Consider the following 12,686-nt stretch of genomic DNA (forward strand, 5'->3'; position numbering starts at 1 on the left):
CTGATGTGCAGGAGATGACGGATGTCGACACCACGCCCACGCCACGCAGCCGACGATCTCGAGGTCGCCCATCCCAGCGTCGGGACCCTGGTGAAGGAGGCCTCCACCCACTTCTCCACCCTGATCCGCTCCGAGCTCGAGCTCGCGAAGACCGAGGTCAAGGCCGAGGTGAAGAAGGGCGTGACCGGATCGGGCCTGCTCGCCGCCGCCGGCGCGGTGGCCGCGCTGTCGATCCCGTTCTTCTTCGTGGTCCTCGCCGAGGGGCTCGTCGCGATCGGGCTGCCGCGCTGGCTCGCCTACCTGATCGTGTTCGTGCTGTTCATGCTCATCGCCGGCGTGCTCGCGATGATCGGCCTGAAGAAGGTCAAGAAGGTCCGCGCCCCCGAGCGCACGATCGACAGCATGAAGCGCAACAAGGAGCTGGTGGACGCCGTCAAGTCGCCTGACGAGCCGCTGGGCAAGCACTCCCTGCCGCGGCGCTAGCCCGGCGGGCGCATGACCCCGACCGAGCCGAACGACCTGCTGCTGCCCGGTCCGTGGACCCATCGCGACATCACCGCCAACGGCGTCCGCCTGCACGTGGCCGAGGCCGGACGCGGACCCCTGGTGGTGCTGCTGCACGGCTTCCCGCAGTTCTGGTGGGCGTGGCGCCACCAGATCCCCGCCCTCGCCGACGCCGGCTTCCGGGTGGTCGCCCCCGACCTGCGCGGCCTCGGCGCCAGCGACAAGCCCCCGCGTCCGTACGACCCGGTCACGACGGCCGGCGACATCGCCGGCCTCGTGCGGGCGCTCGGGCGCTCGGACGCCTACATCGTCGGCAGCGACCTGGGCGGGATGATCGGCTGGACGATGGCCGCGCTGCACCCCGGCATGGTGCGCGGGCTCGCGGTGCTCGGCACGGCGCACCCGCGCCGCTGGCGGCGCGAGATGGTGTTCGCCGACGCGCAGCGACGCGCCTCCTCCTACATCTTCGCCGCGCAGCCGCCGCGACTGCCCGAGGCGCGGCTGGTGCACGACCACGGCGCGAAGATCGCCGACCTGATGACGTCGTGGGCCGGCCCCTGGCGCGTCACGAGCGACTTCGCGGACGCCGTGGCGCTCTACCGGGCGGCGATCTGCGTGCCGCAGGCGGCGTACGGCGCGGCCGAGTACTTCCGCTGGATGGTGCGCTCGCTCATGCGTCCCGACGGCCTGGCGTTCGTGCAGTCGCTGCGCCGGCGGGCCGACGCACCGGTGCTGCAGCTGCACGGCGCGGACGACCCGTGCGTGCTGCCTCGCACGGCCGACGGGGCCCAGGCCTACACCTCCGCGGACTACCGCTGGCGGCTGCTGGCGGACTGCGGCCACTTCCCGGCCGAGGAGCAACCGGCGACCGTCACCGACGAGCTGGTCGGCTGGCTGCGCGCCTACGGGTAGCAGGCGCCGGTGGCGGCCGGCTGCTGCGCCGCGGCCGCCGCGGCCAGATCGTCGCTCACCGCGGCGACGCTCAGCGCGTAGCCGACATCCGGCTGGTCGGCCGCCGCACCGAAGACCACGCCGACCACCTTCCCGTCGAGATCGACCACCGGTCCCCCGGAATTGCCCGGCACGACGCGGCCGCGCAGCATCAGCACGTCGCGGGTGGTGAGCGCGTCGCCGCGGAACGTCGGCCCGGTCACCGGGCCGGTCGCGCGCACCCTCGCCGCCGTCAGCTCCAGGGGGCCACCCCGCGGATGCCCGGCCACCACGACGTCCTCGCCCGGTTCCCGACCGACGGGCTCCAGCGGCAGCGGAGTCTCGGACAGGCCGGGCACGTCGAGGACGGCGAGGTCGAGGTGCTCGTCGACGTACACCACGGTCGCGTCATGCGTGCCGCTCGACGCCTCGACCTGCAGGGACGACGTCCCCGCGACCACGTGCGCGTTGGTGACCACCCGGCCGGGCGCGTACACGAAGCCCGAACCGTCGATGATCCGGGAGCACTTCGGCGCCTCGCCCACCACCTTGACCACCGACCCGCCGGCGGCGACCACCTCGGGATCGGCCGACGCGGCGGCGTCCGGCGCCGCGACGTCCGCGACGTTGGTCTGCTGCATGGGCCCGACGACGTCCGGCAGGCCCTGCGCCTGCAGCGCCCGGTCGATGGCGTCGTACAGCGCCCGGGCCGACCGCGGCATGACCGCGTCGATACCGGGCAGCAGCACCGACCCCCGGACCGCCTGCGACACGCCGGGGATCGGAGAGGACGCCAGCGGGACGGCGAGCATCCACACCAGCAGCACCCCGAGCACCGCGGAGAGCGCCCCGCCCGCGGCCCGGTCGACGCCCTGCGCGAGGCGCCGCTTCACGCGGGAGCGCAGCCGGCTGCCGAGCGCCAGGGCCGCCACGTACCCCAGGTTGGCGATGACCACGAGCACCGCGAGCACGGCCGCGAGCCGCCAGGCCGGCGACTCGATGCGGCGACCGACGTAGCCGACCACCGGCACGGCGAGCGCCAGCCCGACCACCAGCCCGGCCAGCGCCGAACCGGCGCGCAGCAAGCCGCTGCGGAACCCGAACGCGGCGAGGGTGACGACGACGGCGACCGCGACGGCGTCGACGACCAGACCGGTCACGAAGGGTCGACCACCAGCACGCCGCGCTGCCCGAGCGACTCGTGAAAGGTGCAGAAGAACCGATACTCGCCCGGCGTCTGGATATCGAACTTGATCGATTTCTTCTCGCCGGGGTTCACGAACGGGATCTCCGCGGTGGGGCCGCCGGGCTTGAAGGCGAGACTGTGCGTGTTCGTGGTCGACGTGTTGCGGAAGTCGATGCGCACCGGCCCCGGATGCACGTGCGGCTCCTCGGGGGTGAAGCGGTACTGGTCGGTCTCGCCGAGAGCGATCACCTGCGTGCCGTCGGCCTCGACGGTGACCGAGCGGGACGCCGACGACCGTGCCGCACCCGGCTGCTGGCCGCCGCATCCCGCCGTGACCGCGAGGAGGGCGACACCGGCGACCGCCGCGCCCCGGCCGCGACGCCACCGCCTCATCGGTGGAACCGCTCCGGCAGCGGGATCGTGCGCCCGCGGTCCCACTCGCGCGCGAAGCCGCCGAGGCGCAGGATCGAGTCGACGACGTTGGCGGTGAACCCCCACACGAAGAGGTCGGCCACCACGAACGCCGGACCGCGGTAGCCCGTCGGCGCGGTCACCGTGTAGCGCAGGTCGGGGTCGGCCAGCATCGACAGCGGAACCCGCGTCGCGCGCTCGACCTCCCCGGGATCGAGCGCGCCGAGGGTGTAGTCCTCCGGCGCCGTCCCGATCACCGGCGCGACCGCGAAGCGGGTCACCGGGATGTAGAGGTCCGGCATCCGCCCGTGGATCGACACGACGTCGGTGTCCAGCCCGACCTCCTCGCGGGCCTCCCGCAGCGCGGCGGCGTACTCGTCGGCGTCCTCCGGGTCGATCGAGCCGCCGGGAAAGGCGACCTGGCCGGAGTGCTTGCGCAACCGGGAGGCGCGTTCGGTCAGCAGCACGTCGGGGCCGTCGTCGCTCTCGGCGAACAGGATGAGCACCGCCGAACGGCGGGCGACACCGCTGGACGGCGGGCTGAAGCGGTGGATGTCGTCGGCGGTGACCGTCTGGATCTTGTGCATGAGCCGGCCGAGGTACGCCGGCGGTGCCTCGTGGGCCGTCACAGGGTCACCTTGAGGTGCTCGGCGACGTCGGAGGCGAGCTCGTCGTACGACTTGTACGGCAGGGGGTGCACGTAGACCACGTCACCGGAGCCGTCGACGAAGAGCGTCGCGGGGAGGCCCTGCAGGCCCTGGGCGCCCACGACCTTGTTCTTCGGGTCGAGCACGCTGGGGAAGGTCATGCCGAACTCGACCGCGAACGCGGTCGCCGCGGACCGCGCGTCACCGGTGGCGATGCCGAGCACCTGAACGGTGCCGTGGCCCTGCTGCGCGAGCTTCTCGATGATCGGCATCTCGGCGCGGCACGGCGCGCACCAGGATGCCCACAGGTTGATGACCGTCGGGCCGGGCGGGGTGCCGTTGAGCGTGATCGGGTCGCCCTCGGAGCCGAGGCACTCGAGCGAGACCGCGGGCAGCGCGCCGTTCTTCGCCCCGCCGGCGCCCTTCGCGGCGGGCGCACCGAATGCCGGGCAGCCGACGGTGAACTCCGAGGGGGGCGCCTTGGCGGCAGGCGGGACCGACGCCGGTGCGCCGCCGCCCGCGCCCTCCGCCCCGCAGCCGGCGAGCACGGCGATGCTCGCCACCGCTGCCAGGACCCTCATGCGCACGGCACCAGGTTACCCGCGCGGCGCCGGGCGCCCGGGGTGCCGGCCGCCCTCGGGGGACGACGTCCCCGGCCGGGCAACGCGTCCGCTAGCGGAAGTCGGCGTCCGTCTTGACCAGCTTCGCCGCCGCCGCGGCCTCGGTGGGACCCTCGCCGTACGACGGGCACAGCCGCGCGAGCGGGCAGACCCCGCAGGCGGGCTTGCGGGCGTGGCAGATCCGGCGGCCGTGGAAGATCACCCGGTGGCTGAACATCGTCCAGTCGCGCTTGGGGATCAGCTCGCCGATCGCGTGCTCGATCTTGACCGGGTCCTCCAGCGACGTCAGACCCCAGCGCCGCACCAGCCGGGCGAAATGCGTGTCGACGGTCAGCCCGGGCACGCCGAACGCGTTGCCGAGCACCACGTTGGCGGTCTTGCGGCCCATGCCCGGCAGCTTCACGAGGTCGTCCAGCCGCGGGGGCACCTCGCCGCCGTGCCGCTCGAGCAGCGCCTGGCCGAGCCCGATCAGCGAGGACGTCTTGTTGCGGAAGAAGCCGGTCGGACGGATCATCTCCTCGAGCTCGGCGCGGTCGGCCCCGGCGTACGCCGCCGCGTCCGGGTAGCGCGCGAACAGCGCGGGGGTGACCTGGTTGACCCGCTTGTCGGTGCACTGCGCGGACAGGATCGTCGCCACGGACAGCTCGAGGGGCGTGCTGAAGTCGAGCTCGCAGTGTGCCTGGGGGTACAGCTCGGTCAGCTCGCGGTCGATGGCGCGCGCCCGTCGGGTGCGGGCCAGCGGCGTCTCGGCGGCCCACTGCGCGGCGCTGCGGCGCCGCCGAGGCGGATTCGGTGCGGTCTGCGGTGCGTGGTCGGTCACGCAGCCAGCCTAGGTCCGGCGTCCGACAGCCGTCGTGTGTGGCGCGAGTGTGGCGCGCGGCTCGTTTCCGCCCCGGGCCAAGTTGCTTTGTTCACGCGTGCACATGCGGCAAAATGGTCACTACAGTTGTTCAAGATCACTGTGAGGCCTGCCGCTGGGCCTGACGAGACGCACGAGAAGGAGGTCGAGTGGCCGCCCTACTGGTCGTCCTCTTCCCCTTCGGGTTGCTGTTGTTCCTGCTATTCATGGAGAAGGTCGAGGCGCCGCTGCGCCGGGCGAACGACCCGGAAGAAGTCGAACGCTTCCTCGACCATGCCAAGCAAGAGGACGTCGACAACATCATCTCCGGCGGACTCCGCAAGGCGATGGATCGGTGGCGCGGTCGCATCGCGCGCCGCAAGAACCAGGACGATTAACCCGAAACACCCGCGGGCGCGGCCCGCATCAACACAGGAGGACACGTGGACGAGGTACTAGGCCGGGCAGGCTTGTTCCAGGGCGTTGACGAAGAGGCCCAGGAAGCGCTCGCACGATCATTCGAGTTCCTCGATCTCGCCCGCGGATCGGTCATCTTCAAGGAGGGCGAGCAGGGCGACAGCCTGTACATCGTGCTCGCCGGCAAGGTCAAGATCGGCCGCAAGTCGGTCGACGGCCGCGAGAACCTGCTCGCCGTCATGGGACCGTCCGACCAGTTCGGCGAGCTCTCGCTGTTCGACCCCGGTCCGCGGACGTCGACCGCCTCCGCGCTGACCGACGTCCGCGTGGCGCGGCTGCCGAAGGCCGCGCTGCGTCCGTGGCTGACCGACCGCCCCGACCTCGCCGAGCGGCTGCTGCGGGTCATCGCCCGCCGGCTGCGGCGCACGAACAACATCGTCGCCGACCTCATCTTCACCGACGTCCCCGGCCGCGTGGCCAAGGCGCTGCTGAACCTCTCGAAGCAGTTCGGCCAGCAGGAGGGCGACAACCTCCGCGTCACGCACGACCTCACCCAGGAGGAGCTCGCCCAGCTGGTCGGCGCCTCCCGCGAGACCGTGAACAAGGCACTCGCCGACTTCGCGCAGCGGTCCTGGCTGCGCCTCGAGGGCAAGAGCGTGATCATCCTGGACAAGGAGCGGCTGGCGCGTCGCGCCCGCTGACCCTCCGGATAACGACGACCTGCGGGGCAGCTGGTGACGCTATCGGCTCGATAGCGTCACCGGCTGCCCCGCAGAATTCGTAGGCACCCCTAATCGAGGAGTCCCGATGGCGCACGCCGCTGACAGCCACGACCGGATCCGGGTGCGCGGGGCGCACCAGAACAACCTCAAGTCGGTGGACGTCGACATCCCCAAGCGCCGGCTGACCGTGTTCACCGGCGTCTCCGGCTCGGGCAAGTCGTCGCTGGTGTTCGGCACCATCGCGGCCGAGTCGCGGCGGATGATCGACGAGACCTACCCGGCGTTCGTGCAGGGCTTCATGCCGAAGCTGGCTCGTCCCGAGGTCGATCGCATGGAGAACATCAGCCCGGCGATCATCATCGACCAGGAGCCGATGGGCGCCAACAGCCGCTCGACGGTGGGGACCGCGACCGACGCCGCGACCCTGCTGCGGATGCTGTTCAGCCGGCTGTCCGAGCCGTACGTCGGGTCGCCGATGGCCTTCTCGTTCAACGTGGCCACCGCGAGCGGGAGCGGCGTGCTGAAGAAGTCGGACGGCACCCGCGAGCACCGCACGTTCAGCGTCACCGGCGGCCAGTGCCCGACCTGCGAAGGCACCGGCAAGGTCTCCACGCTCGACCTGGACCAGATCGTCGACCGCGGCAAGACCCTCAACGAGGGGGCGATCCTCGCGCCAGGGTTCGGCCCGGGCACCTGGGGATGGCGGTTGTACGGCGAGTCCGAGAAGCTCGATCCGGACAAGAAGCTCGCCGAGTACACCGAGGCGGAGTGGCAGTGGCTGGTGCACGCCGGGCCCACGAAGGTGAAGATCGGCGGCATCAACCTCACCCACGAGGGCCTCATCCCCCGCATCGAGCGCACGTTCCTCAGCAAGGAGCGTCCTCCCAAGCAGGCGCACATCAAGGCGTACGTCGCGAGGATCGCCACGTTCGGCGTCTGCCCGGACTGCGGTGGCACCCGCCTGAACGAGGCCGCCCGCACCGCGACCGTCGCGGGCACCACGATCGCCGAGGCGTCGCGCATGCAGGTCTCCGAGCTGCTGGCGTGGCTCGAGAACCTCGACGCTCCCGGCTGCGCGACGATCGTGGCCGGGCTGCGGGAGCTGCTCCGCGGGATGACCGAGATCGGGCTGGGCTACCTGTCGCTGGACCGCGAGTCTGCGACGCTGTCCGGCGGCGAGTCGCAGCGGGTGAAGATGGTGCGCCATCTCGGCTCGGCGCTCACCGACATCAGCTACGTGTTCGACGAGCCGACGATCGGGCTGCATCCGCACGACATCACCCGGATGATCACCCTGCTCGAGGCGCTGCGGGACAAGGGCAACACGATCCTCGTCGTCGAGCACAAGCCCGACGTCATCGAACGCGCCGACCACATCGTCGACCTCGGGCCGGGCGCCGGCGCGAACGGCGGCGAGGTGACGTACGCCGGCCCCTTGGCCGGCCTGAAGGACGCCGGGACCCGCACCGGCGAGTACCTGTCGCAGAAGGCCGCGCTCAAGAGCGCCGTTCGCTCGCCCTCCGGCGCCCTGAACATCGAGAAGGCGAGCACCAACAACCTGCGCGACGTCACGGTCGACGTCCCGCTCGGCGTGCTGACGGTGATCACCGGCGTCGCGGGCTCCGGGAAGTCCTCGCTGATCCACGGCAACCTGCCCCGCGACGAGCGCGTCTCGTTCGTCGACCAGTCGCCGATCCGCGGCTCGCGGCGCTCCAACCCCGGCACCTACACCGGCGTCCTGGACCACGTCCGCAAGGCGTTCGCCAAGGCCAACGGCGTCAAGGAGTCACTGTTCAGCGCCAACTCCGACGGCGCCTGCCCCGAGTGCAAGGGACTCGGGCTGGTGTTCACCGAGCCGGTCATCCCGGGCGACACCGGCCGCACCTGCGAGGTCTGCGAAGGACGCCGGTTCGCCGACGAGGTGCTCGAGTACACCCTGCACGGCAGGACGATCGTCGACGTCCTCGACATGAGCATCGAGGACGCCGCGGCGCTGTTCACGGCGAAGACCATCGCGACCATGCTCGGGCGGCTCGTCGACGTGGGCCTGGGCTACCTCAAGCTCGGGCAGCCCCTGAACACGCTGTCCGGCGGCGAGCGTCAGCGCCTCAAGCTGGCCATCGCGATGGCCGAGCCGGCGTCGGTGTTCGTGCTCGACGAGCCCACCAGCGGCCTGCACCTGGCGGACGTTGACCGGATCCTCGCGCTGCTGGACAAGCTGGTCGACGACGGCGGCTCGGTGATCGTGATCGAGCACAACCGGGCCGTCATGGCGCACGCCGACTGGATCATCGACATCGGCCCGGGCGCGGGCCACGACGGCGGCACGGTGGTCTTCGAGGGGACGCCGTCCGAGATGGTCGCGCTGCGCGGCCGCAAGCAGACGCTGACCGGCAAGGCGCTCGCCGACTACGTCGCGCGCTGACCTTCTGCGGGGCAGCGGAGCACGCTATCGGCGGATTACCGTGCTCCACTGCCCCGCAGAACGGCTTGCTTGCTCAGGCGGGGGCGGACATCCCCAGGCGGTCGGCGATGTAGTCGATGTCCTTGTCGCCGCGGCCGGAGAGGTTCACCACGATGATCCCGTCGGTGCTCAGCGTCGGCGCGAGCCGGACGGCGTGCGCGATCGCGTGGCAGCTCTCCAGCGCCGGGATGATGCCCTCGGTGCGGCACAGCAGCTGGAAGGCCGCGAGCGTGTCGGCGTCGCTGGCGGTGACGTACTGGACGCGGCCGACGTCCTTCAGGTGGGCGTGCTGCGGCCCGACGCCCGGGTAGTCCAGGCCCGAGGCGATCGAGTGGACGGCGGTCGGCTCGCCCTCGTGGTCCTGCAGCATCAGCGTCTTCATCCCGTGCAGCGTGCCGGTCGAGCCGAGCGTCATCGTCGCGGCGTGCTCGCCGACGACGTCGAGGCTCTTGCCGGACGGCTCGACGCCGTACATCGCGACCGACGGGTCGTTCAGGAACGCCGAGAACAGCCCCATCGCGTTCGACCCGCCGCCGACGCAGGCCACGAGCGCGTCGGGCAGCCGGCCCTCCTTGAGCTGGATCTGCTCGCGCGCCTCGTTGCCGACGATCGACTGGAAGTCGCGCACCATCGATGGGTAGGGGTCGGGACCGACGACCGAGCCGATGGCGAAGAACGTGTCGGCGTAGTCGGCGGCGAACACCCCGAACGCCGAGTCGACGGCGTCCTTCAGGCACGCGCCGCCGTCCGTCACCGACACCACGGTGGCGCCGAGCAGCTGCATCCGGACGACGTTCGGGTGCTGCTTGGCCACGTCGATCGCGCCCATGTGGATCTCGCACTCGAGGCCGAGGATGGCGGCCGCGGTCGCGAGGGCGACCCCGTGCTGGCCCGCGCCGGTCTCGGCCAGCAGCTTCCGCTTGCCCATCCGCTTGGCGAGCAGGGCCTCGCCCAGGCAGTGGTTGATCTTGTGCGCGCCGGTGTGGTTGAGGTCCTCGCGCTTGAGGTAGATCTTCGCGCCACCGAACTCCGCGGTCAGCCGGCGGGCGAGGAACAGCGGAGACGGCCGCCCGACGTAGTCGGCCAGCAGCGCGGCGTACTCCTCCATGAACGAGGGGTCCTGCCGCGCCTCGGCGTACGCCGCGGCGACCTCCGCGATCGGGGCTTCCAGGTGCGGCGGCAGGAACCGCCCGCCGTACTCGCCGAAGAATCCGTCGGTGTCTGCATGGCTCAACGAGGTCATCCCCGGATGCTAGAGGCACCCTCGGGGCCGCCGGCGCCCGGGAGCCCTCCCGCGCGGCGCGCCGGCTATCCGGCGCGGGTGAAGGTGACCGTCGGCGGCTCGGCGAGCGTCTGCGCGACCACGCAGTACCGCTCGGTCAGCTCCATCAGCTTGTCGATCGTCTTGTCCTCGGCGTCCGAGTCGATGTCGAGCTCGAGCACGATGTCGGTGAGGCCCACCGGCGCCGCGCGGTCGACGCCGAGGGTGCCGCGCGCGTCCCACGTCCCGCGCACGCGTACCTCGGCGCTGCGGAACGGCACCCCCATGGCGACCGCCACCGAGCGCAGCGTAACGCCCGCGCAGGCCGCGACGGCCTCCAGCAGGATGTCCCCCGAGCAGGCCTCCGAGCCGTCGCCGCCCGCGGCCGGGTGCAACCCGGCGCGGACGTCGCCCGCCCACGTCGAGACGGTCGCCGAGAGGCTGTCGGGGTCGATGACGGCGCGTGCCGTGCTGACCACGATCGCGGACGCCGGGTCCTCGCGGTAGGCGTCCTTCAGTGGCTTCTGCCGGCCACGCAGGGCGACGGGGTCGATCAGCTCGGTCGAGGACATGGATGCTCCTGTCAATGTTCGGCTCGGAGCGGCGTACACCGCTGTGCTGGTCAACGTGCCAAAGTCGACGGCATCTGTCTAGGGGCGGCCGCCGGCCCGCGGCCGGGCCGCCGACCATCCTTGGCTACGGGGTCGCGACGAGCTGGCGATCCAGGTCGGCCTCGAGCTCGCGGACCAGCGGGATGACCTCGCGGCCGAATCGCTCGACCTCCTCGCGGATGTGCAGGAAGCCCAGCAGCAGCAGGTCGACGCCGGCCTTCTTGTACTCGATGATGCGCCGCGCGACCTGCTCCGGCGTGCCGATGAGGCCGGTGCGGAACCCGTCGTTGTACTGCACGAGATCCTTGAACTCCGAGTCGGCCCACATGCCCTTCCTGTCGAACGTCGCCTGACCGGCCTGCTGCACGGCGGCGCCGAAGTCGTTGACCTTGTCGACGTCCGCCTTGGCGATGATCTCCTCGACGACCGCGGTCGCCTCCGCCTCGGTGTCGCGGACGACGGCGAAGCCGTTGAGCCCGTACCGCACGCGGTGGCCGTTGCGCTCGGCCTGGGCCCCGACGTCCAGCACCTGCTCGCGGACGCCGTCGACGGTGTTGCCGTTCATGAAGTACCAGTCCGACAGGCGGGCCGCCATCGCGCGGGCGGACGTCGAGTTGCCGCCCTGGAAGACCTCGGGCGCCACCTTCGGCTGGGGCCGGAACGTGACGTCACGGGTGCGGTAGAAGTCGCCGCGGTAGGTGAAGCCGTCCTCGTCCCACAGCCCGCGGAGCACCTCGATGAACTCCTCGCTGCGCCGGTAGCGCTCCTCGTGATCGAGCCAGTCGAGCCCGAGGTCGGTGTACTCGCGCTTGAACCAGCCGGAGACGACGTTCAGGCAGAACCGGCCGTTCGTGGTCTCCTGCGCGGTGGCCGCGAGCTTGGCGAGCACGTGCGGCGGCCACTGCCCCGGGTGGACGGCGGCGATCACCTTCAGCCGCTCGGTGGCCGCGAGCAGCGCCAGCGAGAAGCTGACCGACTCGTGCTGCGCGTCCGCGCCGTACGACGCGAGGTAGCGCACCTGGGTGAGCGCGTAGTCGAACCCGACCTGCTCGGCGGTGCGGGCCAGGTCGATGTTGTACGCCGGGCTGTGGCTGGTGCGCTGCTCGATGTTCGACACGACGAGGCCGCCGGAGACGTTGGGGACCCAGTAGGCGAAGTGCAGGGGTGCGGAGGTCATGAGGATGACATCCCTTTCATGATGGGAAAGCGGCTGGGCTAGGAGGCGGACGGGAGCAGGCGGTCGCCGGGGGTGAACGCGCCGCGGTGGTGCAGCAGCGGGACCGCCGAGTTGACCGAGCCCTTCTCGACGGCGGCGAGCACGACGTACGAGTCCCCGGCCTCCACCAGCTCGCGGACGACGAGGACCAGGCGGGCGCAGGTGTCGGTGAGCGCCGGCAGGCCGTTGCTGTCCGGTCGCCAGCTGCCGTCGTCGGGGAACCGCGCGGAGGGGTCCCGCGAGAACCGGCCGGCAAGGTCGGTCTGCGCGGCGTCGAGCAGGTGCGCGGCGATCCGGTCGCCGCGGCGGATCGCGCCGATCGACGACGACGTCCGGCTGAGGTTGAAGCTCACCAGCGGTGGCTCCATGGAGACCGAGACGACGGAGGTCGCGGTGAAGCCCACGGGGCCGTCGTCGGTGGAGCCGGTGATGATCCAGGTGGGGTAGGCGGCGCGGCGGAACACCGAGCGGGCCACGGCGCGTTCGAAGGGGCGGACGGAGGCGGGAGGGCAGGCGATGCACATGGGAATTCGGAACCAGACGTGAAGATGATGCGCGAGGATCGACCGCCGGGTAGGCGATCGAACCGAGAAGAAGGCGGCGCGCGGCGCGCGCGAGAGACGGAGGCGGTGCTAGGCGGGCGTCAGCAACAGTCGCCGACGCCGCGGCGCATGAGGTCCACGAAGATGCGCAGGTGCGGATGGTGCGACCGCGGCGGGGCGGTGTGGCGCATGGAGTCCTCCATCGATCCTGGCGTGAGCACCTGTCCCGAGATCGGGGTGGTTGCTGCGGCGTCGTCGAGCCAGATCTCTCAGCCGCTCTGGATGGTGCGCATATTCGAGCACGCCATCCGCCCCGC

General features: G+C 71.6%; 14 protein-coding genes and 1 riboswitch. Of the genes, 5 read left to right on the forward strand and 9 right to left on the reverse strand.

All coding sequences use genetic code 11. The annotated features are described in order from the left end of the window. The first annotated feature begins 21 nt into the window (after positions 1 to 21). Both F8A92_RS05665 and F8A92_RS05670 read left to right on the forward strand, forming a co-directional pair. Entirely contained in the window at positions 22 to 483 is a 462-nt protein-coding gene (locus F8A92_RS05665) for a phage holin family protein (protein ID WP_153504185.1), read from the forward strand. A 12-nt stretch (positions 484 to 495) separates the two neighbouring features. Next, positions 496 to 1,416, forward strand: coding sequence for an alpha/beta fold hydrolase (locus F8A92_RS05670; RefSeq protein ID WP_153504186.1), 921 nt, complete (start codon positions 496 to 498; stop codon positions 1,414 to 1,416). Here F8A92_RS05670 and F8A92_RS05675 read toward each other — a convergent pair. From F8A92_RS05675 to nth, 5 genes are all read right to left on the reverse strand, one after another. After that, positions 1,407 to 2,594, reverse strand: coding sequence for a MarP family serine protease (locus tag F8A92_RS05675; RefSeq protein WP_194291374.1), 1,188 nt, complete (start codon positions 2,592 to 2,594; stop codon positions 1,407 to 1,409). The genes F8A92_RS05670 and F8A92_RS05675 overlap by 10 nt on opposite strands. Continuing rightward, the gene (locus F8A92_RS18550) at positions 2,591 to 3,013 is read right to left on the reverse strand and encodes a cupredoxin domain-containing protein (RefSeq protein WP_194291375.1); all 423 of its coding nucleotides are present in this window, start codon (positions 3,011 to 3,013) and stop codon (positions 2,591 to 2,593) included. Before F8A92_RS18550 ends, F8A92_RS05675 begins: the two co-directional genes overlap by 4 nt. Then, entirely contained in the window at positions 3,010 to 3,660 is a 651-nt protein-coding gene (locus tag F8A92_RS05680; RefSeq protein ID WP_228389237.1) for an NUDIX hydrolase, read from the reverse strand. The genes F8A92_RS18550 and F8A92_RS05680 overlap by 4 nt, the downstream gene beginning before the upstream one ends. Then, a complete protein-coding gene (locus F8A92_RS05685; protein ID WP_228389247.1) occupies positions 3,657 to 4,259 on the reverse strand; it encodes a TlpA family protein disulfide reductase in 603 nt (200 codons plus the stop codon). The genes F8A92_RS05680 and F8A92_RS05685 overlap by 4 nt, the downstream gene beginning before the upstream one ends. Positions 4,260 to 4,350: 91 nt before the next feature. Next, positions 4,351 to 5,118 (reverse strand): endonuclease III, encoded by a 768-nt coding sequence (gene nth / locus F8A92_RS05690; RefSeq protein ID WP_153504189.1) that lies wholly within the window; start codon positions 5,116 to 5,118, stop codon positions 4,351 to 4,353. A 188-nt stretch (positions 5,119 to 5,306) separates the two neighbouring features. Here nth and F8A92_RS05695 point away from each other — a divergent pair, with 188 nt between their 5' ends. The 3 genes from F8A92_RS05695 (at position 5,307) to F8A92_RS05705 (ending at position 8,700) form a co-directional block, all read left to right on the forward strand. Continuing rightward, complete coding sequence (locus tag F8A92_RS05695) at positions 5,307 to 5,534, forward strand: hypothetical protein (RefSeq protein ID WP_153504190.1); 228 nt, start codon at positions 5,307 to 5,309, stop codon at positions 5,532 to 5,534. Between the two features lie 45 nt (positions 5,535 to 5,579). Then, complete coding sequence (locus F8A92_RS05700; RefSeq protein WP_153504191.1) at positions 5,580 to 6,254, forward strand: Crp/Fnr family transcriptional regulator; 675 nt, start codon at positions 5,580 to 5,582, stop codon at positions 6,252 to 6,254. A gap of 106 nt (positions 6,255 to 6,360) precedes the next feature. Further along, the gene (locus F8A92_RS05705) at positions 6,361 to 8,700 is read left to right on the forward strand and encodes an ATP-binding cassette domain-containing protein (RefSeq protein WP_153504192.1); all 2,340 of its coding nucleotides are present in this window, start codon (positions 6,361 to 6,363) and stop codon (positions 8,698 to 8,700) included. A gap of 73 nt (positions 8,701 to 8,773) precedes the next feature. Here F8A92_RS05705 and trpB read toward each other — a convergent pair whose 3' ends face one another. The 4 genes from trpB to F8A92_RS05725 form a co-directional block, all read right to left on the reverse strand. Next, positions 8,774 to 9,982, reverse strand: a complete 1,209-nt coding sequence (gene trpB / locus F8A92_RS05710) for a tryptophan synthase subunit beta (RefSeq protein ID WP_153504193.1) — start codon at positions 9,980 to 9,982, stop codon at positions 8,774 to 8,776. A 65-nt stretch (positions 9,983 to 10,047) separates the two neighbouring features. Continuing rightward, entirely contained in the window at positions 10,048 to 10,572 is a 525-nt protein-coding gene (locus F8A92_RS05715; protein ID WP_228389238.1) for an OsmC family protein, read from the reverse strand. Positions 10,573 to 10,696: 124 nt separating this feature from the next. Then, positions 10,697 to 11,788, reverse strand: a complete 1,092-nt coding sequence (sfnG, locus tag F8A92_RS05720; protein WP_153504194.1) for a dimethylsulfone monooxygenase SfnG — start codon at positions 11,786 to 11,788, stop codon at positions 10,697 to 10,699. Between the two features lie 38 nt (positions 11,789 to 11,826). Continuing rightward, positions 11,827 to 12,303 (reverse strand): flavin reductase family protein, encoded by a 477-nt coding sequence (locus F8A92_RS05725; RefSeq protein ID WP_228389239.1) that lies wholly within the window; start codon positions 12,301 to 12,303, stop codon positions 11,827 to 11,829. A gap of 262 nt (positions 12,304 to 12,565) precedes the next feature. Further along, positions 12,566 to 12,658: riboswitch (SAM riboswitch) on the reverse strand. Between the last annotated feature and the right edge of the window lie 28 nt (positions 12,659 to 12,686).

The sequence above is a fragment of the Cumulibacter manganitolerans genome (genome assembly GCF_009602465.1).
Taxonomy (GTDB): domain Bacteria; phylum Actinomycetota; class Actinomycetes; order Mycobacteriales; family Antricoccaceae; genus Cumulibacter; species Cumulibacter manganitolerans.

Coding starts and splice junctions, on each gene's coding strand:
- F8A92_RS05705 (WP_153504192.1), top strand. CDS start 6,361: ATGGCGCACGCCGCTGACAGCCACGACCGGATCCGGGTGCGCGGGGCG.
- sfnG (WP_153504194.1), bottom strand. CDS start 11,788: ATGACCTCCGCACCCCTGCACTTCGCCTACTGGGTCCCCAACGTCTCC.
- F8A92_RS05670 (WP_153504186.1), top strand. CDS start 496: ATGACCCCGACCGAGCCGAACGACCTGCTGCTGCCCGGTCCGTGGACC.
- F8A92_RS05685 (WP_228389247.1), bottom strand. CDS start 4,259: ATGAGGGTCCTGGCAGCGGTGGCGAGCATCGCCGTGCTCGCCGGCTGC.
- trpB (WP_153504193.1), bottom strand. CDS start 9,982: ATGACCTCGTTGAGCCATGCAGACACCGACGGATTCTTCGGCGAGTAC.
- F8A92_RS05715 (WP_228389238.1), bottom strand. CDS start 10,572: ATGTCCTCGACCGAGCTGATCGACCCCGTCGCCCTGCGTGGCCGGCAG.
- F8A92_RS05665 (WP_153504185.1), top strand. CDS start 22: ATGTCGACACCACGCCCACGCCACGCAGCCGACGATCTCGAGGTCGCC.
- F8A92_RS18550 (WP_194291375.1), bottom strand. CDS start 3,013: ATGAGGCGGTGGCGTCGCGGCCGGGGCGCGGCGGTCGCCGGTGTCGCC.